We start from the raw sequence: 18,308 nt of genomic DNA on the forward strand, positions 1-18,308 counted from the left end.
ACAGCCCAACGACACAGGAACGGGTACGCCTCGAATACCGGAGCCTGAAGCCTGTCCGCTACGGATTTGGTTGCACAAACGGATGTCTCGACCATAAGTCGAATTGCCAGCCACGTGCTGAAATGAGTTCATGTGACTCTTGAAGCCAGGCCGCACGCATCCGTCGAAGTTGCGAAAAATTGCGAAGATTCGGACATGGCAAACCTGGCCATGGGTACCTGGGGCGTAACTGACCTGCCCCGGACACCTGGCAGCCGTGCCGACAATTTGGTGCTGCAGATTTTGGAGACGCGTTAAATGGCGCATAACGAAGCAGTCGACGTAGTTCTGGTTGGGGCCGGCATCATGAGTGCCACCCTTGCAGTGCTGCTCAAGGAACTCGACCCGGCGATCAAGCTGGAAGTCGTCGAACTGATGGATTCCGGTGCCGCGGAAAGTTCCAACCCGTGGAACAACGCCGGTACCGGCCACGCCGGCCTCTGCGAGCTGAACTACACGCCGCAGAATGCCGACGGCACCGTCGACATCAAGAAAGCCGTACACATCAACACCCAGTTCGAGGTGTCGAAGCAGTTCTGGTCGTACCTGACCAAGAAAGGCACGTTCGGCTCGTGCAAGTCCTTCATCAGCCCGGTGCCGCACCTGAGCTACGTCGAGGGTGAAAAAGGCGTTTCGTTCCTCAAGGAACGCTTCAACACGCTGCACAAGCATCACGCCTTCGCCGACATGGAATACACCGAAGACAAGGCGAAGATGGCCGAGTGGATGCCATTGATGATGCCGGGTCGTCCAAAGGACCAGATACTCGCCGCCACCCGCGTGATGAACGGTACCGACGTCAACTTCGGCGCGTTGACCAATCAGTTGCTCAAGCACCTGACCAGCGCCCCGGACGCCCAGGTCAAATACTGCAAGCGCGTGACCGGCCTCAAGCGTAACGCCAACGGCTGGACCGTCAGCATCAAGGACGTCAACAGCGGCAGCAGCCGTGAAGTCGACGCCAAATTCGTGTTCCTCGGCGCCGGTGGCGCGGCCCTGCCTCTGCTGCAGGCCTCGGGCATCGAAGAGAGCAAAGGCTTCGGCGGCTTCCCGATCAGCGGCCAGTGGCTGCGTTGCGACAACCCGGAAGTGGTCAAGCATCACCAGGCCAAGGTTTACAGCCAGGCCGCCGTGGGTTCGCCACCGATGTCCGTGCCGCACCTGGACACCCGTGTGGTCGATGGCAAGAAGTCCCTGCTGTTCGGGCCATACGCCGGCTTCACCACCAAGTTCCTCAAGCACGGCTCCTTCATGGACCTGCCGCTGTCGGTTCGCGCCGGCAACATCGGCCCGATGCTGGCCGTGGCCAAGAACAACATGGACCTGACCAAGTATCTGGTCAGCGAAGTGATGCAGTCGATGGAACAGCGCCTGGAATCCCTGCGTCGTTTCTATCCGGAGGCGAAAGCCGAAGACTGGCGCCTGGAAGTGGCCGGCCAACGGGTGCAGATCATCAAGAAAGACCCGAAAAAAGGCGGCATCCTGCAGTTCGGTACCGAACTCGTCGCTGCGAAGGACGGCTCCCTCGCCGCCCTGCTCGGCGCTTCGCCAGGTGCTTCAGTTACCGTTTCGATCATGCTGGAACTGATCGAGAAGTGCTTCCCGGCCAAGGCCAAGGGTGAGTGGGCTGCCAAACTGGCGGAAATCTTCCCGGCCCGTGAAAAGGTCCTGGAAACCGACGCTGCGCTGTATCGCAAGATCAATGCGCACAACAACGTCGCGCTGGAACTGGTTGAAGCCAGCAACGAGACCGAAAGCTACGCCTGATTCGGCTCCATGAAAAACGCCCCGCACTCAGTGAGTGCGGGGCGTTTTTTTATGCCTGTGGAAAACTTCGGCTATCAGCCGCGCGCTTTCTCGATCAGCTCGATGTATTCCGGGGCGTTGCGTTGATCGCGGATCTGGTCGACGAAGGTCTTGCCATGCTCGTCCTTGCCGTCCACGTCATAACCGGCTGCAACGAAGAACGTCAGGAAACGCTCGAAATCGTCGATGCGCAGGCCACGGTAAGCCTTGACCAGTTTGTGCAGCGACGGCGAAGTGGCGTCGACCGGCTCAAAATCGAGGAACAGCTTGATCTGCTCATCGCCGATCTCGTCACCAATCACTTGCTTCTTATCTTTACGCATTGCCGACTCCAGCTCGCAGACATTTCACGGGGCGGGCAGTTTACCCCCGCCCGGGCACGAGGCTCAACGCGCACGCGTGCTGCCGGTGTGCAGATCGGCCCAGATGTGGCCGTTGGCGTAGCTGAGGAATTGCACATACACGGTGTCATTGCGCAGCAGATCGATGATCACCCGGTATTGGGCCAGCGGATAAAACAGGGTCAGGGTCTTGCGCTGGTCGTCGTACACCGGTTTTTTCAGGCTTTTGCTTTCGCCATCGAAGCTGACCAGCACCTGACTGATCGTCGCGCCCTTGTTCAGGGACTTGCCCTTGAGGCGGATCATCAATGGCGAAGTGACCGGGATCGGCTGCTGGTTGGACTGACGCTGGGCGCCGACCACCACGGAATAGTCGGTGACCTGCAACAGTTGCTGCTGTTCGGGTTCGGCATCGCGCAGGGTGAGGTCGTCGGGCGGCAGAAACTGACTGTGCATCGGCGCGGCGGCCAGGGGCAGGCTGAGGGTCAGCAACAGGGCGGCGCAGCTGCGGATCAAGAGGCTCATGACAGGCTCCGGAGGGCGGGGCCGAGCACTTTAGCAGCCTTTAAAAGCAAAAGATCGCAGCCGGGGCTGCGATCTTTCAGGGGTTCTTACATGCCTTTGACGGCGAAGATCCCGTTGGCGTTGCGCCAGTAGCCTTTGTAGTCCATGCCGTAACCGAAGATGTAACGGTCGACGCACGGCAGGCCGACGAAATCGGCTTTCAGGTCAGGACGGGCCTTGCGGTCGTGGTCCTTGTCGATCAGCACGGCGGTGTGTACGGCACGGGCACCGGCGTGTTTGCAGAAGTCGATGATCGCGCCCAGGGTGTGACCTTCGTCGAGGATGTCGTCGATGATCAGCACGTCGCGGTCGATGAACGAGACTTCCGGCTTGGCTTTCCAGAACAGGTCGCCGCCGCTGGTTTCGTTGCGATAGCGGGTGGCGTGCAGGTAGGAAGCTTCCAGCGGGAACTGCAGATGGGTCAGCAGCTTGCCGGAGAAAATCAGCCCGCCGTTCATCACACAGAACACCACCGGGTTGCTCTCGGCCAGTTGTTCGTTGATTTGTGCACCGACGCGGGCAATGGCAGCCTCGACTTCAGCTTCGGTGTACAGGCAGTCAGCCTCTCGCATGATTTGACGGATATGCTCGAGATCAGCGGACATGGCGCTCTCCAAGGGGGGTCTGTTTCGGAAAAGCGGGCAAAGGTACGCATCCCGCACGGCCGAATCAAGCATTTGTGGACTAACGTACTGTATGTCCTATAGGACATCACCCTCGGATAGATTAATCTAGGCCGGTTTTTTTGCCCGCCGCCGGAGCCTTTCCCCATGTCCATCCAAGAGATCCGCCATCCGCTGATCCGTCACAAACTTGGCCTTATGCGCCGTGCAGACATCAGCACCAAGAATTTCCGCGAGCTCGCTCAGGAAGTCGGTGCCCTGTTGACCTATGAAGCTACCAAAGACCTGCCGCTGGAAACCTACGATATCGAAGGTTGGTGCGGCACGGTGTCGGTCGAGAAAATCGCCGGCAAGAAGATTACCGTCGTGCCGATCCTGCGTGCCGGCATCGGCATGCTCGAAGGCGTGCTGAGCCTGATCCCGGGCGCGAAAGTCAGCGCCGTCGGCGTTGCCCGTAACGAAGAAACCCTGCAGGCCCACACCTATTTGGAAAAACTGGTTCCGGAAATCGACGAACGCCTGGCGATGATCATTGACCCGATGCTGGCTACCGGCAGTTCCATGGTCGCGACCATCGACCTGCTGAAGAAGGCCGGTTGCAAGGACATCCGTGCGATGGTGCTGGTTGCCGCGCCTGAAGGCATTGCCGCTGTCGAGAAAGCTCACCCGGACGTGATCATCTACACCGCGTCCATCGATCAGAAACTCAACGAGCACGGTTACATCATTCCTGGGCTTGGCGATGCCGGTGACAAGATCTTCGGCACCAAGCAGAAGGACGCTTGACCATGCAGGATGAGTTCAACGATCCGCTCTGGCGCACGGTGCTGTCCGGCGCGCAGATGCTGTTCGTGGCTTTCGGCGCCCTGGTGCTGATGCCGCTGATCACGGGCCTTGACCCGAACGTGGCACTGTTCACCGCAGGTCTTGGGACGATTCTGTTCCAGATCGTCACCGGGCGTCAGGTGCCGGTGTTCCTCGCGTCGAGCTTTGCCTTCATCACTCCGATCATCCTCGCCAAGGGCCAGTTCGGCCTCGCCGCGACCATGGGCGGCGTGATGGCGGCCGGTTTCGTCTACACCTTCCTCGGCCTGGCCGTGAAGATCAAAGGCACCGGGTTCATCGACCGTCTGCTGCCGCCGGTGGTGATTGGTCCGGTGATCATCTCCATTGGCCTGGCCATGGCGCCGATTGCCGCGAACATGGCGATGGGCAAGGCCGGTGACGGTTCGGAGCTGATCCATTACCAGACCGCAATGATGATCTCGATGCCGGCGCTGCTGACCACGTTGATCGTGGCGGTGTTCGGCAAAGGCATTTTCCGTCTGGTGCCGATCATCTCCGGCGTGCTGGTGGGTTTCGCCATGTCGTTCTATTTCGGTGTCGTCGACACCGCGAAGATCGCCGCAGCCCCTTGGTTTGCACTGCCTCATTTCACTGCGCCGGAGTTCAACTGGCAGGCGATCCTGTTCATCGTCCCGGTGGCGCTGGCCCCGGCCATCGAGCACATCGGCGGCGTGATTGCGGTCGGCAGCGTGACCGGTCGTGACTACCTGAAGAAGCCGGGCTTGCATCGCACCCTGCTGGGTGACGGTATCGCCACCACGGCAGCCGGTCTGTTCGGCGGCCCGCCCAACACCACCTACGCCGAAGTCACTGGCGCGGTGATGCTGACCAAGAACTACAACCCGAAAATCATGACCTGGGCGGCGATCTTCGCCATCAGCCTGGCGTTCATCGGCAAGTTCGGCGCCCTGCTGCAAAGTATTCCGGTGCCGGTGATGGGCGGGATTCTGTGCCTGCTGTTCGGTTCGATCGCAGCGGTGGGGATGAACACCCTGATCCGCCACAATATCGATCTGGGCGAGGCGCGCAATCTGGTGATCGTTTCGGTGACCCTGGTGTTCGGGATCGGCGGTGTGCTGGTCGGCACCGGCACAGGTCCGGATGACTTCGGCCTCAAAGGCATCGCGCTGTGCGCGGTGGTGGCGATTGCGCTGAACCTGATTCTGCCGGGCAACGACAGCTGGAAACACAAGAAGGCGGATGAGCCGCTGATCTAAGCTGTAGCTTCATCGCCTGAAAGACCGCTATCGCCAGCAAGCTGGCTCCCACATTGGAATGCATTTTCCTGTGGGAGCCAGCCTGCTGGCGATGCTTTTAGAGAGCCAACGGCGCCCGCTCACACAACGTCGCCAATGCCTTCGCCCATTGCGGGTCATCGTTCAGGCACGGCACCAGCACCAACTCCTCCCCTCCCGCCTCGCGGAACTGTTCCTTGCCGCGATCGCCGATCTCTTCCAGGGTCTCGATGCAGTCGGCAACGAACGCCGGGCACATCACCAGAATCTTCTTCACGCCGCTCTTGGCCAACTCATCCAGCCGTGCTTCGGTGTAGGGCTCGATCCATTTCGCCCGGCCCAGCCGCGACTGAAACGACACCGACCATTTGCCGTCCGGGATACCCATGCGTTTGGCAAACTCGGCTGCTGTGCGCAGGCACTGGCCGCGATAACACGTAGCAACCACCTCCGGCGGCGCACCGGCGCAGCAATCGCCGCCGCCCTCGAAACTGTGCCCCGGATTGAGTTTGGTCAGGTGCCGTTCCGGCAAACCGTGGAAGCTCAGCAACAGGTGATCGTAATCCTGCTGCAAGTGCGGTCGGGCACTCGCCACCAGGGCATCGAGGTATTCCGGTTGATCGTAGAACGGCTGCAACACCGACAGTTGTACGTCGAGTTTCTTCTCGCGCACCACCCGCTTGGCTTCTTCGATCACCGTGGTCGTGGTGCTGTCGGCGAACTGTGGATAAAGCGGTGCGAGGGTGATGCGTTTGTGTCCCGCCGCCACCAGCTTCAGCAGGCCTGTCTCAATGGACGGCTCGCCGTAACGCATGGCCAGTTCCACCGGGCCGTGGGTCCACTGCGCCTTCATCTGCTGTTGCAGTCGACGGCTGAGCACCACCAGCGGCGAGCCTTCATCCCACCAGATCGAGGCGTAGGCGTGGGCCGACTGCTCGGGACGCTTGATCAGGATCAGCGACACCAGCAGACGCCGCACCGGCCACGGCAGGTCAATCACGTACGGGTCCATCAGAAATTGATTGAGGTAGCTGCGCACGTCGGCCACCGAAGTGGAAGCCGGCGAACCCAGGTTGACCAGAAGCAAGGCGTGATCGGTCATGCAACGTCCTATTTCAGAGGCGGCTGGAAAGATCGTCCAGGGCCGCGCGTAAATCCGTGAACCGGAACTTGAATCCGGCTTCCAGCAAGCGTGCCGGCGTGGCCCGTTGACCACCCAGCAACAGCAATGACATCTCGCCGAGCCCGACCTTCAGGGCCAGAGCCGGCATCGGCATGAACGCCGGGCGGTGCAGCACGCTGCCCAGCGTCTTTGCGAATTCGCGATTGCGCACCGGGGTCGGCGCGCACGCATTATAAGGACCACTCGCCTGATCGCGGTGCAGAAGAAAATCAATCAGGGCGATTTGATCGTCGATATGAATCCAAGGCATCCACTGCCGGCCATTGCCCAAAGGCCCGCCCAGCCCGAGTTTGAACGGCAGCAACAGGCGCGACAAAAAACCGCCCTCGGCCGACAGCACCAGCCCGGTCCGAACCAGCACTACGCGGATGTCCATCGCTTCGGCGCGTTGCGCGGTTTCCTCCCAGGCAATGCACAGCTGGCTGGCGAAATCGTCGACCACCGGTGGCGACTCTTCGGTCAACTCACGCTCGCCGCCGTCTCCGTACCAGCCCACGGCCGAGCCCGAGATCAGTAGTGAAGGTTTCTGCCCGCGATGTTCCAGCCACGCCAGCAACGTCTCGGTGAGCGTGATCCGGCTGCTCCACAGCAACGCCTTGCGCCGATGGGTCCACGGCCGGTCGGCAATCGGCGCGCCGGCAAGGTTGACGATCACATCGACCGGTTCATCGCCAAGGTCTTCCAGACGCGCGATGCCACGCACTTGGGCGCCGCAGATTTTCGCGACCTTTTCCGCACGACGACTCCACACGGTCAACCGGTGGCCCTGACCCGACCAGTGCCGGCAGAGCTGACGTCCGATCAATCCAGTACCGCCGGTCAGCAATATGTGCATGACATCTTCCTCGCGTGGCGTTTTACTTCGATCACTAGTCTATTTTTATAAGCAGGGATCTTTTCTATCGGACAGGCTCTATTGTTTAACAATAGGCCAAGCTGTCAGAACGAAAACGCTGGAAGTTATACCAGAAAACAAAATTGTACAGGTTTCATCCACGGCGTAGTCTGTACAGAAAGGTAAACGAGGCCCCTATGACTGTACCTATCGCAATCATTGGCACCGGCATCGCCGGACTCTCCGCCGCCCAGGCCCTGACCGAGGCCGGGCACACCGTCCAGTTGTTCGATAAAAGCCGCGGCAGCGGCGGGCGCATGTCGAGCAAGCGCAGTGACGCCGGCTCGCTGGACATGGGCGCGCAATATTTCACGGCCCGCGACCGGCGCTTCGTCACCGAAGTCCAGCGCTGGCAAAGCAACGGCTGGGTCGCCGAGTGGGCGCCGCAGCTCTACACCTATCACGGCGGACAACTGAACCTGTCGCCGGACGAGCAGACCCGCTGGGTCGGCTCGCCGCGCATGAGCGCCATCACCCGTGGCTTGCTCGATGGTCTGGAAGTGCATTTCGCCTGCCGGATCACCGAGGTCTATCGCGGTGAAGAGCACTGGCATCTGCAAGACGCCGAAGGTTTCACTCACGGCCCCTTCAGCCATGTGGTGATCGCCACCCCGGCGCCTCAAGCCACCGCATTGCTGGCCGCTGCGCCGAAACTGGCCGGGGCCGCTGCCGGTGTGAAGATGGACCCGACCTGGGCCGTCGCCCTCGCCTTCGACACGCCGCTGGATACCCCCATCGAAGGCTGCTTCGTACAGGACAGTCCTCTCGACTGGCTGGCCCGCAATCGCAGCAAGCCGGGACGCGACAACACCCTCGACACCTGGGTCCTGCACGCTACCAGCGCCTGGAGCCGACAGCACATCGACCTCTCCAAGGAAGCCGTGATCGAGCAGTTGCACGGCGCCTTTGCCGAGTTGCTGCACAGCGCCATGCCCGCACCAACTTTCAGCCTCGCCCACCGCTGGCTCTACGCCCGCCCGGCCACCAGCCATGAGTGGGGCACACTGGCGGATGCCGACCTGGGTCTGTATGCGTGCGGCGACTGGTGCCTGTCGGGCCGGGTCGAAGGCGCGTGGCTCAGTGGCCAGGAAGCTGCACGCCGCCTGCACGAACACCTGCAGTGAACCGCATCAATCCGCAAAAACTGCTGCTGTCGAAATGGACAGCAGCCCTGCCGCAAAACCGTGAAAAGCATTTTCTGGTGACCGAACTGTTCCGCGACGAGGACGGCACGGTGCTGGAGATCGAAATGCAGGCAGTGCTGACCAGGCGCACCACGCAACTGGACTGGCATGTTTTGCAAGACGATGCGCAGTGGAAAATGGGCTGGCGCTAGTTTCCGCCAAAATCTTGTACAAATAATTTGACTTGTACACCTTTGAATCTATGCTGAAGGAATGTTGTACAGAATAAATATTCTGTACAAATTCAGATTCGAGGTGCCGTCATGTCCGAACAGTCCCCACCCAAGATCGCCATCAGCGCCTGCCTGATGGGAGCCGAAGTGCGCTACAACGGCGGACACAAGGCATCACGGCTGTGCACCCACACACTCACTGAATATTTCGATTTTGTCCCGGTGTGTCCGGAAGTCGCGATTGGCCTGGGCATCCCCCGCGAGCCGATCCGGCTGGTGGGCGATCCGGATCATCCTCAGGCCCTCGGGACGGTTCACCGCGAAACCGACGTCACCGATGCGCTGTCCGCCTATGGCGAGAAAATGGCCGCCGAGCTCGACGACATCTGCGGCTATATCTTCATGCAACAGTCGCCGTCCTGCGGGCTGGAACGGGTCAAGGTCTATCACGCCAACGGTGCACCGATCGGCAGCGGGCGCGGGATCTATGCCCAGGCCTTCTGCGCCCGGCACCCGGACCTGCCGGTCGAAGAAGCCGGGCGCCTGAACGATCCGGTCCTGCGGGAAAACTTCATCACCCGGGTATTCGCCTACAGCGACTGGCAGCAAGTGCTCCGGCAAGGCCTGAGCCGCCGAGCCCTGACCGACTTCCACTCGCGCTACAAATACCTGCTGATGGCCCACAACCCGGTGCAATACAAGGCGCTGGGCAATCTGCTGGGCAACATGGGGCAGACCGAACCCGTGGAGCTCGGCCCGCGCTACTTCAGCCAGTTGATGGCGGCGCTGACCACCTGCGCCACACGTCGCACCCACAGCAACGTGTTGCAGCACATCAGCGGTTACCTGAAACGGGCCATCAGCGCAGAAGACAAACAGGAGATGCAGCACGTCATCGGCCAGTACCGTCACGGCATCGTGCCGCTGGTGGTGCCGCTGACACTGCTCAAGCATCACTTTCGCCAACACCCCGATCCTTACATCGCGCAACAGGTTTACCTGCAACCGCACCCGGAAAACCTCAGCCTGCGAAACGCCATTTGATGAACGACACACCCGACACCAGCGCCCGCGAAGACCTCGGCGCCGACTTCAAGAAAGCCCTCGACGAAGGCTGGCTGCCGATTCGCGAGGTTGCGCGCCAGACCGGCGTCAATGCGATCACCCTGCGTGCCTGGGAGCGCCGTTACGGATTGATCGTGCCGCAACGTACGCCCAAGGGGCATCGCCTGTATTCGGCCGAGCATGTACAGCGTATCCAGCACATCCTCACCTGGCTCAACCGTGGCGTGGCGGTCAGTCAGGTCAAACCGCTGCTCGACACACCGCAAACCGTCAACGAGCCCCTGGAAAACGAATGGCAGCCCTTGCACCAGGCCGCACTGCTGGCGGTCACGCAATTGAACGAGCGCAGCCTCGACGACAGCGTCAACCAGGCGATGGCGCTGTACCCGCCACGAACCCTGTGCGAGCAATTGCTGATGCCGTTGCTGGCGGACCTCGAGCAACGCTGGCAAGGCCAGTTCGGCGCGCAGATGGAACGGGTGTTCTTTCACGCCTGGCTGCGTAGCAAATTCGGCGCACGCATCTACCATAACAACCGTCAGTTGCGCACAGCACCGCTGCTGCTGGTCAACCAATCGGATTTACTGCTGGAGCCACATCTGTGGCTCTGCGCCTGGCTGATCAGCAGTGCCGATTGCCCGGTGCAGGTGTTCGACTGGCCGTTGCCGGCCGGGGAGCTGGCACTGGCAGTCGATCACCTGCAAGCCCGTGGCGTACTGCTGTATTCCAGCAAGGCCATGAATCTTGCGCAGTTGCCGAAACTGTTGAATGGCATCAGTTGCCCGAAAATGATTGCCGGACCAACGGTGTGCATCCACCACGCCGAGTTGTCCGTAAGAACTTCCGAGATCGCTGATCTGTACCTGGCCGAAGATCCCTTGTCGGCGCATCGGGCACTCCTTCAGCGTGGATTGATTTAATGATTCGTGCAGAGAACACCATGCAATTGATCTGGCTGCGCAGCGACCTGCGCCAACATGACAACACCGCCCTGACGGCCGCCGCCGAGCGTGGCCCGACTGTGGCCGTGTACTTGTCGAGCCCCGAACAATGGCAGGAACATGACGACGCACCGTGCAAGATCGATTTCTGGCTGCGCAACCTGCGGGAATTGAGCAAGAGTCTCGGCGAGCTGAACATCCCGCTGCTGATCCGCAGCGCCCCGCACTGGGATAAGGCCCCGGCGGTGTTGCTTGAGCTCTGTCGGCAGTTAAAGGTCGAAGCCGTTCACGTCAATGAGGAATACGGCGTCCACGAAAGCCGCCGCGATGCGGCCGTTGCCCGGGCATTGCAGGCCGAAGGGATCGCGTTTCACAGCTATCTCGATCAGTTGTTGTTCAAGCCCGGCAGCGTACTGACCAAAACCGGCACCTACTTTCAGGTCTTCAGCCAGTTCCGCAAAGTCTGCTACGAACGCCTGCATCGCTCGATGCCGGCCTTGATAAAGGTGCCGTCCGCACAGGACTCGCTGAACATCGCCAGCGATCCGGTACCCGACTCCATCGAAGGTTTCCCGACACCCGGCCAAGCGTTGCGCAACCTGTGGCCCGCCGGCGAAGCCGAAGCCCGACGCCGTCTCGACACCTTCGCCGACGTGCAGATCGACTATTACAAAAGCGAGCGCGACTTCCCGGCCAAACCCGGCACCAGCCAGCTCTCGGCCTATCTCGCTGCGGGGGTGATCTCGCCGCGCCAGTGCCTGCATGCCGCGCTGCAAAGCAATCAGGGCGAATTCGAAAGCGGCAAGGTCGGCGCCGTTACCTGGATCAACGAACTGCTGTGGCGCGAGTTCTACAAACACATTCTGGTCGGCTACCCACGCGTGTCCCGGCATCGCGCGTTCCGCCCGGAAACCGAAGCCCTGGCCTGGCGCGATGCACCGCAGGAACTGGCGGCCTGGCAGGAAGCACGCACCGGCCTGCCGATCATCGACGCAGCCATGCGCCAATTGCTCGAAACCGGCTGGATGCACAATCGCCTGCGCATGGTCGTGGCGATGTTCCTGACCAAGAACCTGCTGATCGACTGGCGCGAAGGCGAGCGTTTTTTCATGCGCCACCTGATCGACGGCGATCTGGCGGCCAACAACGGCGGCTGGCAGTGGAGCGCATCGACCGGCACCGATGCGGCGCCGTATTTCCGGATTTTCAACCCGATCAGCCAGTCGGAAAAATTCGACAGCGAAGGCCTGTTCATCAAGCACTGGCTGCCTGAACTGGCCGGGCTGAACAAGAAAGAAGTGCACAACCCGGCGAGTGCCGGCGGGCTGTTCGGCGTGGCGGACTATCCGCCGCCGATCGTCAACCTGAGCACTTCACGGGAACGGGCACTGACCGCGTTCAAGAACCTGCCCTCCCGTGCGTCTGTCGGAGAAGGCCATGAGTGAATTCCTGCGCCGTTTCGCCCGCCAGTTCGCGCAGTTGAACAAGGACAACCTGCACAGCCTGGACGCGCTCTACAGCGAGGACATTCATTTCACCGATCCACTGCACGAAGTACAGGGACTGACGCAATTGCGCGCCTACTTTAGCGAGCTGTACGCCAACGTCAGCGAGTTGCGGTTCGACTTCCATGGCTTCGACCAGATCGGCGACTGCGAAGGCTACCTGCGCTGGGTCATGAGCTACCGCCACCCGCGCCTGGCCGGCGGACGACTGATTCGCGTCACGGGCTGTTCGCACCTGCTCTGGCGTGACAAGGTTTATCGCCACCGGGATTACTTCGACGCCGGGGCGCTGCTTTACGAACATTTACCCATATTGGGCCGGGTAATCGCCTGGCTGAAAAGGAGACTGGGATGAGCCGTTCAACGCCACGCCGTTATTGGCTGACCGGTGCCAGCAGTGGCATCGGTGCAGCACTGGCGGAAGAGATTCTGAAAAGCGGTGCGCACCTGGCGGTCAGTTCCCGCCAGGTCGCACCGCTCAAAGAGCTGTCGCAACGCTACCCGGGCCAGGTACTGGTCGTGGCCGGGGATCTCACCAATAGCCAGACCGTACGGGAAATCGGTGAACAGATCGCGCTGGACTGGGGGACGCTGGACAGCGTGATCCTCAACGCCGGCACCTGCGAATACGTCGATGCAAAACAGTTCGACGCTACGATCGTCGAACACGTGGTACGCACCAACCTGCTCGCCAGCAGCTATTGCATCGAAGCCGCCCTGCCTCTGCTGCGCAAAGGAACTGCGCCGCATCTGGTGGGCATGGCCAGCTCCGTCACCTACGTGCCGCTTCCCCGGGCCGAAGCGTACGGTGCGTCGAAAGCCGGGCTGCGTTATCTGTTCGAGTCATTGCGCATCGATCTGGCGGACGAAGGCATTGAAGTCACCATCATCAGCCCGGGCTTTGTCGAAACGCCACTGACCGCCAAAAACGACTTCCCGATGCCATTGAGCTGGCCTGCGGAAAAAGCCGCGAGCCACATTTTCGGCAGGCTCAAGGACCGGCCACTGGAGATTGCCTTTCCGGCACTGTTCATGGCGGCGCTCTGGCCGCTGTCGAAAATGCCCGCACAAGTACAACTGGCGATCGGCAAGCGCATGGTGCGCAGTACACCACCCTTGCGGGATCCGACGTGAACATCGCCATTGTCGGCAGCGGGATCGCAGGCCTGACCTGCGCCTACCTGCTCGGTCGCCGACATGACGTCACGGTGTTCGAGGCCGGCGATTGGGTCGGCGGCCATACCCACACCGTACAAGTCACGGTGGAGGGTCGCGAATATGCCGTGGACACCGGGTTCATCGTGTTCAACGACTGGACCTACCCGAACTTCATACGCCTGCTCGGCCAATTGGGTGTGAGCAGCAAAGCCACCGAAATGAGTTTTTCGGTGACCGACCCCGATACCGGCCTGGAATACAACGGCAACAACCTCGACAGCCTCTTCGCTCAGCGCAGCAATCTGTTGTCGCCGGGGTTCTGGGGCATGCTGCGGGACATCCTGCGCTTCAACAAGGAAGCCCGGCGCGACCTCGCCGAACAGCGGATCGCCAGCGACACCACACTGGACGATTACCTCAAGGCCGGCGGCTACGGCGAGCGTTTCATCCTGCATTACATCGTGCCGATGGGCGCGGCGATCTGGTCGATGCCGATGGCCGAGATGCTGAATTTTCCGCTGCAGTTCTTTGTGCGTTTTTTCGAGAACCACGGCTTGTTGTCGGTCAGCAATCGTCCGCAATGGCGAGTGATCGAGGGTGGCTCCAGTGCCTACCTCGCACCGTTGACCGCGTCATTCAAAGAGCGGATCCGCGTGAACTGCCCGGTAAACCGGATCGAACGCAACGAACACGGCGTGGTTATCCACAGTCCCGTCGGCATCGAACACTTCGACAAAGTCGTGCTGGCCTGCCACAGCGATCAGGCATTGCAACTGCTGGCCAATCCGAGCCGTGCCGAACGGGAGATTCTCGGCGCCCTGCCCTACGCTGACAACGAAGTGGTGCTGCACACCGACACCCGGCTGCTGCCGACCCGCAGGCGGGCCTGGGCCAGTTGGAACTATCGCCTCGGCGGTGCGGGACATACTCAGGCGGCCGTGACCTACGACATGAATATCCTGCAAGGCATCCAGAGCGACACCACGTTCTGCGTCAGCCTCAATCAAAGCGCCGGGATCAGCCCGTCCAAAGTGCTTGCCCGTTTCACCTACGCCCATCCGCAATTCAGCCTCGCGGCAGTGGCGGCCCAACAGCGCTGGGCCGAACTCGACGGTGCGCAACACACCCATTATTGCGGCGCCTACTGGGCCAACGGTTTTCATGAAGACGGCGTGGTCAGCGCTTTACGCGTCGCCGCCGCGTTCGGAGAAAGCCTGTGAACAGCGCTCTCTACAGTGGCTGGATCGCCCACCGGCGCTTCGCCCCGCGTCGGCATGAGTTCCGCTACCGGATCGGACTTCTGTATCTCGACCTGGCCGAACAGGACGCTGTGCTGAACCTCTCGCCACTGTCCGGTGCGAGCCGCTTTGCACCGTTCTCGTTTCGCGAGACCGACTACCTCAAGACGTTCACCGGTCGCGGTGTGCGACTGATCGATGCCGTGCGCCTGCAGGTCGGCGCGGCCCTCGGTCATGAGCCACAGGGTTCGATCTGCCTGCTGACCCAGCCCCGCAGTTGGGGCCTGGCGTTCAACCCGGTGAGTTTCTTTTATTGCCACGAAGCCGACGGGCAACTGGCAGCGATTCTCTGCGAAGTCAGCAACACGCCGTGGCGCGAGCGTTATCACTATGTGCTGCCGGCGCGGGCACCGACCAGCGTGCGCGACTTCCACCAGCACTTTGCCGTGGCCAAGGCGTTTCACGTGTCGCCGTTCCTGCCGCCGGACCTGGAATACCGCATGAGCTTCAGTCCCGCCGCGCAAGCCCTGGGTGTGCACATGGCCGACTGGCAGGGCGAACGCAAACTGTTCGACGCCACGCTCAACCTGAAACGCGAACCTCTTGATCGACACAACCTGCACCGACATCTGTGGCGCTTTCCGTGGATGACCGCGAAAACCGCCCTCGCGATCTATTGGCAGGCCCTGCGTCTGCTGCTCAAGCGCACCCCGCTGTTTGCCCATCGGACGGCTGACGACAGCTTTCGAACCGCCACTGCGTCTCCCGAGGAGCACCGCCATGAAATCCTCTAGCGTTTCGGCCAGAGCCGCCATCCCGTTCAGTACCCACGGCATCACCGGCTCGCTGCTGCGTCGCGGTGTCCTGCGTCAGCTCGCACAACTCAAGCACGGGCAACTGGTAGTGATCGAGGACGGCGAACGCCAGGTCTTCGGCACACCGGGCAGTGCGTTGCTGGGCGAGATTCATGTCCTCGATTCGGCGGTGTGGGGCATGGTTGCGGGTAACGGGTCGATCGGTGCCGGTGAAGCCTTTATTCATGGTTACTGGAGTTCACCTGATCTGACGGCCGTGGTGCGGGTCTTCGTCAGCAACCTTGAGGTGCTCGATAGCATGGAAGGCGGACTGGCAAAAATCGGCCGGCCGCTGGTGCGCGGGCTGCACTGGCTCAACCGCAACACACGCAAGGGCTCGCAGAAAAACATCGCCGCGCACTACGACCTCGGCAACGATCTGTTCGAGCAGTTTCTCGACCCCACCATGATGTATTCGGCGGCGCAGTTCCTCAGCCCCGACGACAGTCTGGAACAGGCGCAACTGAACAAACTGGAACGGATCTGCCAGAAACTCGCACTCGAACCTGGTGATCACTTGCTGGAGATCGGCACCGGCTGGGGCAGCATGGCGCTGTATGCCGCGCAGCACTATGGCTGCAAAGTCACCACGACCACCCTGTCCAAAGAGCAATACGCGTTCACCGCCCGGCGCATCGAAAGCCTCGGCCTGCAGGACCGGGTGACGCTGCTGCTCAAGGACTACCGCGACCTCACCGGCCAGTACGACAAACTGGTGTCGATCGAGATGATCGAGGCGGTCGGTCATCGCTTCCTGCCGACCTATTTCAAGCAATGCGCGCACCTGCTCAAGAGCAACGGCCTGATGCTGCTGCAAGCGATCACCATCCGGGATCAACGCTACGAGCAGGCGAAACGCGGCGTGGATTTCATCCAGCGTTACATCTTCCCCGGCGGCGCCCTGCCCTGTGTGCAGAAGATGCTCGAAATCGTCAGCCGCGATACCGATATGAATTTGCTGCACATGGAAGACTTCGGCCTGCACTACGCCCGGACCCTGCGCCTGTGGCACGAGAATTTTCGCCATGCCCACGGCCGCCTGAGCGAATTGGGCTACGACGATTATTTCCTGCGGCTGTGGGAGTTTTATCTGTGCTACTGCGAGGGCGGCTTCCTCGAACGCACCATCGGCACCGCGCAATTGCTGTTGGCCAAACCGGCGGCGATGCCGGCACCGCTGCTCGGACGCTTCGATGCTTGAGCGGATCGCCAACGCGGTTCTGTTCCAGATCGGCTGGCTGGCCTGCGTGCTCGGCGGCAACAGCCTGTGGCTGCTGGTGGCGCTGGCGGTATTGGTGATTCATCTGCGCTGGATCAGCAGTTGGGCGGCTGAGGGCCGACTGATTCTCAGCGTGGTGATTCTGGGCACCGCCGTGGACAGCGGCCTGCGCGGTCTCGGGGTCTTCGAGTTCAAGGACCTGTCGCCGCTGATTCCGTTGTGGCTGATGTTGTTGTGGGCACTGCTGGCCACGACATTGCGCCATTGCCTGCAATGGAGCGCCCGGCCATGGTGGCTGGCAAGTGCGCTCGGGGCCGTGGGTGGCGCGTTGTCGTACTGCGCCGGTGGACGACTGGCCGGGGTGCAGTTTCCCTACGGCGAGTTACCGACCTTGATCGGCATCGGCCTGTTGTGGGCGTTGCTGTTTCCGTTATTGCACCTCTTGTCGCGGCGCCTGGTGCAGTAATCGTCCGTCAGGGCTTTCACACGCGTGCGGGTCACTGCCGTACACTGCGCCCATGAAAACCATTCCCCTTCAGCCAATCGACGACGAACCCGCCGTCACCTGCTCGACCTGCGCGGCCTGCTGCTGTCAGCTCGAAGTCATGCTGATCACCGACACTGGCGTACCCGAGCGTTATATCGATACCGATGAATGGGGTGGGGAAGTCATGTTGCGTCTGGACGACGGCTGGTGCGCGGCGCTGGATCGCGACACGATGATGTGCACCATCTACGAAAAACGCCCGCTGATCTGCCGCGAATTCGAAATGGGCGCGCCGGAATGCATCGAGGAACGCCTGGGGATTGCCACGGCGTACCGTTGAATACAAAAAAGGAGCGCCAGGCGCTCCTTTTTTCATGGGTGTTACAACGGCATCGTGTAGTGCAGCGAGTAGCTTTCTACCCCGTCGTTGTTGCTCGACATGCCGGCGTTGGAATAGTGGGTCGCACGGATCCCCACCTCGTGCCCGCCATGGAAGCGCAGACCGAAACCGATGCGGTCTTCGAACTGGAAGGCCTGGCCGATCTTGTTGCCTTCGTAGTCGGTGTTGGAGAACACCGCGGCGCCGATGCCGGCCTCGACATAGGGTTTGATCGACTCACCGGAAAACTCGTAAACGAACACCGGCGAGAACGACAGGCTGTTGTTGCTGGAGCCCTTGTCGCCTTCCCAGTAGGTGTAGGCGCCGCTCCAGTAACCGGTCAGACGACCGACATCGCTTTGCAGCCAGCTCTTGTCCCAGTCGAAATTCATCCCCAGGCGATAGGTCATCGTTGAATCGCTGGTGGCTCCAACCCCGAATTCCACGCCAGCGGCCTGTGCAGTAAAACTTTGCCCCATCAGTGCGGCCGCAATCGCGGCCAAGCAGAATAGTCGCTTCACTTGAAACATCCTTTTCCTAACGGTCGTATGGTTTTTAGTGTGCTTGACGCTT

21 protein-coding genes are annotated in these 18,308 nt (G+C 61.1%); 15 read left to right on the forward strand and 6 right to left on the reverse strand.

Annotated features, from left to right (window positions below; translation table 11 throughout):
* The first annotated feature begins 297 nt into the window (after positions 1-297).
* Positions 298-1,806, forward strand: coding sequence for a malate dehydrogenase (quinone) (gene mqo / locus AC07NR_RS19325; RefSeq protein WP_495079176.1), 1,509 nt, complete (start codon positions 298-300; stop codon positions 1,804-1,806).
* 74 nt (positions 1,807-1,880) lie between these two features.
* On the opposite strand, the gene AC07NR_RS19330 is transcribed toward mqo, so the two are convergent.
* From AC07NR_RS19330 to AC07NR_RS19340, 3 genes are all read right to left on the reverse strand, one after another.
* Complete coding sequence (locus AC07NR_RS19330; RefSeq protein ID WP_007951679.1) at positions 1,881-2,168, reverse strand: PA4642 family protein; 288 nt, start codon at positions 2,166-2,168, stop codon at positions 1,881-1,883.
* A 63-nt stretch (positions 2,169-2,231) separates the two neighbouring features.
* The gene (locus tag AC07NR_RS19335) at positions 2,232-2,711 is read right to left on the reverse strand and encodes a hypothetical protein (RefSeq protein ID WP_495079177.1); all 480 of its coding nucleotides are present in this window, start codon (positions 2,709-2,711) and stop codon (positions 2,232-2,234) included.
* Between the two features lie 86 nt (positions 2,712-2,797).
* The gene (locus AC07NR_RS19340) at positions 2,798-3,355 is read right to left on the reverse strand and encodes a hypoxanthine-guanine phosphoribosyltransferase (RefSeq protein ID WP_085709312.1); all 558 of its coding nucleotides are present in this window, start codon (positions 3,353-3,355) and stop codon (positions 2,798-2,800) included.
* Between the two features lie 165 nt (positions 3,356-3,520).
* Between AC07NR_RS19340 and upp the strand changes: the two genes are divergently transcribed.
* Positions 3,521-4,159 carry a uracil phosphoribosyltransferase gene (gene upp, locus AC07NR_RS19345; protein ID WP_007951682.1) on the forward strand — a complete coding sequence of 213 codons (639 nt, stop codon included), beginning with the start codon at positions 3,521-3,523 and terminating at the stop codon, positions 4,157-4,159.
* Between the two features lie 2 nt (positions 4,160-4,161).
* Complete coding sequence (locus tag AC07NR_RS19350; protein WP_495079178.1) at positions 4,162-5,436, forward strand: uracil-xanthine permease family protein; 1,275 nt, start codon at positions 4,162-4,164, stop codon at positions 5,434-5,436.
* 97 nt (positions 5,437-5,533) lie between these two features.
* Here the strand turns inward: AC07NR_RS19350 and hemH are convergent, their stop codons facing one another.
* Positions 5,534-6,556 (reverse strand): ferrochelatase, encoded by a 1,023-nt coding sequence (gene hemH / locus AC07NR_RS19355; protein WP_495079179.1) that lies wholly within the window; start codon positions 6,554-6,556, stop codon positions 5,534-5,536.
* Positions 6,557-6,569: 13 nt separating this feature from the next.
* Complete coding sequence (locus AC07NR_RS19360; RefSeq protein WP_305833608.1) at positions 6,570-7,472, reverse strand: TIGR01777 family oxidoreductase; 903 nt, start codon at positions 7,470-7,472, stop codon at positions 6,570-6,572.
* A 197-nt stretch (positions 7,473-7,669) separates the two neighbouring features.
* Between AC07NR_RS19360 and AC07NR_RS19365 the strand changes: the two genes are divergently transcribed.
* From AC07NR_RS19365 to AC07NR_RS19420, 12 genes are all read left to right on the forward strand, one after another.
* Complete coding sequence (locus AC07NR_RS19365) at positions 7,670-8,656, forward strand: NAD(P)/FAD-dependent oxidoreductase (RefSeq protein WP_248739366.1); 987 nt, start codon at positions 7,670-7,672, stop codon at positions 8,654-8,656.
* Positions 8,653-8,868: a TIGR02450 family Trp-rich protein gene (locus AC07NR_RS19370; protein ID WP_495079180.1), complete on the forward strand. Its 216-nt coding sequence runs from the start codon at positions 8,653-8,655 to the stop codon at positions 8,866-8,868. Before AC07NR_RS19365 ends, AC07NR_RS19370 begins: the two co-directional genes overlap by 4 nt.
* A gap of 111 nt (positions 8,869-8,979) precedes the next feature.
* A complete protein-coding gene (locus AC07NR_RS19375; RefSeq protein WP_495079181.1) occupies positions 8,980-9,933 on the forward strand; it encodes a YbgA family protein in 954 nt (317 codons plus the stop codon).
* Complete coding sequence (locus AC07NR_RS19380) at positions 9,933-10,874, forward strand: MerR family transcriptional regulator (protein ID WP_305833610.1); 942 nt, start codon at positions 9,933-9,935, stop codon at positions 10,872-10,874. The genes AC07NR_RS19375 and AC07NR_RS19380 overlap by 1 nt, the downstream gene beginning before the upstream one ends.
* A gap of 20 nt (positions 10,875-10,894) precedes the next feature.
* The gene (gene phrB / locus AC07NR_RS19385; RefSeq protein WP_495079182.1) at positions 10,895-12,340 is read left to right on the forward strand and encodes a deoxyribodipyrimidine photo-lyase; all 1,446 of its coding nucleotides are present in this window, start codon (positions 10,895-10,897) and stop codon (positions 12,338-12,340) included.
* Positions 12,333-12,755 carry a nuclear transport factor 2 family protein gene (locus AC07NR_RS19390; protein WP_248739371.1) on the forward strand — a complete coding sequence of 141 codons (423 nt, stop codon included), beginning with the start codon at positions 12,333-12,335 and terminating at the stop codon, positions 12,753-12,755. The genes phrB and AC07NR_RS19390 overlap by 8 nt, the downstream gene beginning before the upstream one ends.
* Entirely contained in the window at positions 12,752-13,534 is a 783-nt protein-coding gene (locus tag AC07NR_RS19395) for an SDR family NAD(P)-dependent oxidoreductase (protein WP_495079183.1), read from the forward strand. The genes AC07NR_RS19390 and AC07NR_RS19395 overlap by 4 nt, the downstream gene beginning before the upstream one ends.
* Positions 13,531-14,778 (forward strand): NAD(P)/FAD-dependent oxidoreductase, encoded by a 1,248-nt coding sequence (locus tag AC07NR_RS19400; protein WP_495079184.1) that lies wholly within the window; start codon positions 13,531-13,533, stop codon positions 14,776-14,778. The genes AC07NR_RS19395 and AC07NR_RS19400 overlap by 4 nt, the downstream gene beginning before the upstream one ends.
* Complete coding sequence (locus tag AC07NR_RS19405) at positions 14,775-15,590, forward strand: DUF1365 domain-containing protein (RefSeq protein ID WP_495079185.1); 816 nt, start codon at positions 14,775-14,777, stop codon at positions 15,588-15,590. The genes AC07NR_RS19400 and AC07NR_RS19405 overlap by 4 nt, the downstream gene beginning before the upstream one ends.
* Positions 15,577-16,851, forward strand: a complete 1,275-nt coding sequence (locus AC07NR_RS19410; protein WP_495079186.1) for a class I SAM-dependent methyltransferase — start codon at positions 15,577-15,579, stop codon at positions 16,849-16,851. The genes AC07NR_RS19405 and AC07NR_RS19410 overlap by 14 nt, the downstream gene beginning before the upstream one ends.
* A complete protein-coding gene (locus AC07NR_RS19415; RefSeq protein ID WP_495079187.1) occupies positions 16,844-17,335 on the forward strand; it encodes a DUF2878 domain-containing protein in 492 nt (163 codons plus the stop codon). Before AC07NR_RS19410 ends, AC07NR_RS19415 begins: the two co-directional genes overlap by 8 nt.
* A 52-nt stretch (positions 17,336-17,387) precedes the next feature.
* Positions 17,388-17,696: a YkgJ family cysteine cluster protein gene (locus AC07NR_RS19420; RefSeq protein WP_134828083.1), complete on the forward strand. Its 309-nt coding sequence runs from the start codon at positions 17,388-17,390 to the stop codon at positions 17,694-17,696.
* 41 nt (positions 17,697-17,737) lie between these two features.
* Here AC07NR_RS19420 and AC07NR_RS19425 read toward each other — a convergent pair whose 3' ends face one another.
* The gene (locus AC07NR_RS19425) at positions 17,738-18,256 is read right to left on the reverse strand and encodes an acyloxyacyl hydrolase (RefSeq protein ID WP_134828084.1); all 519 of its coding nucleotides are present in this window, start codon (positions 18,254-18,256) and stop codon (positions 17,738-17,740) included.
* Positions 18,257-18,308 lie beyond the last annotated feature (52 nt).

This window comes from Pseudomonas sp. GW821-FHT09C09, from assembly GCF_059418105.1.

Coding starts and splice junctions, on each gene's coding strand:
- mqo (WP_495079176.1), top strand. CDS start 298: ATGGCGCATAACGAAGCAGTCGACGTAGTTCTGGTTGGGGCCGGCATC.
- AC07NR_RS19330 (WP_007951679.1), bottom strand. CDS start 2,168: ATGCGTAAAGATAAGAAGCAAGTGATTGGTGACGAGATCGGCGATGAG.
- AC07NR_RS19335 (WP_495079177.1), bottom strand. CDS start 2,711: ATGAGCCTCTTGATCCGCAGCTGCGCCGCCCTGTTGCTGACCCTCAGC.
- AC07NR_RS19340 (WP_085709312.1), bottom strand. CDS start 3,355: ATGTCCGCTGATCTCGAGCATATCCGTCAAATCATGCGAGAGGCTGAC.
- upp (WP_007951682.1), top strand. CDS start 3,521: ATGTCCATCCAAGAGATCCGCCATCCGCTGATCCGTCACAAACTTGGC.
- AC07NR_RS19350 (WP_495079178.1), top strand. CDS start 4,162: ATGCAGGATGAGTTCAACGATCCGCTCTGGCGCACGGTGCTGTCCGGC.
- hemH (WP_495079179.1), bottom strand. CDS start 6,556: ATGACCGATCACGCCTTGCTTCTGGTCAACCTGGGTTCGCCGGCTTCC.
- AC07NR_RS19360 (WP_305833608.1), bottom strand. CDS start 7,472: ATGCACATATTGCTGACCGGCGGTACTGGATTGATCGGACGTCAGCTC.
- AC07NR_RS19365 (WP_248739366.1), top strand. CDS start 7,670: ATGACTGTACCTATCGCAATCATTGGCACCGGCATCGCCGGACTCTCC.
- AC07NR_RS19375 (WP_495079181.1), top strand. CDS start 8,980: ATGTCCGAACAGTCCCCACCCAAGATCGCCATCAGCGCCTGCCTGATG.
- AC07NR_RS19380 (WP_305833610.1), top strand. CDS start 9,933: ATGAACGACACACCCGACACCAGCGCCCGCGAAGACCTCGGCGCCGAC.
- phrB (WP_495079182.1), top strand. CDS start 10,895: ATGCAATTGATCTGGCTGCGCAGCGACCTGCGCCAACATGACAACACC.
- AC07NR_RS19390 (WP_248739371.1), top strand. CDS start 12,333: ATGAGTGAATTCCTGCGCCGTTTCGCCCGCCAGTTCGCGCAGTTGAAC.
- AC07NR_RS19395 (WP_495079183.1), top strand. CDS start 12,752: ATGAGCCGTTCAACGCCACGCCGTTATTGGCTGACCGGTGCCAGCAGT.
- AC07NR_RS19410 (WP_495079186.1), top strand. CDS start 15,577: ATGAAATCCTCTAGCGTTTCGGCCAGAGCCGCCATCCCGTTCAGTACC.
- AC07NR_RS19415 (WP_495079187.1), top strand. CDS start 16,844: ATGCTTGAGCGGATCGCCAACGCGGTTCTGTTCCAGATCGGCTGGCTG.
- AC07NR_RS19420 (WP_134828083.1), top strand. CDS start 17,388: ATGAAAACCATTCCCCTTCAGCCAATCGACGACGAACCCGCCGTCACC.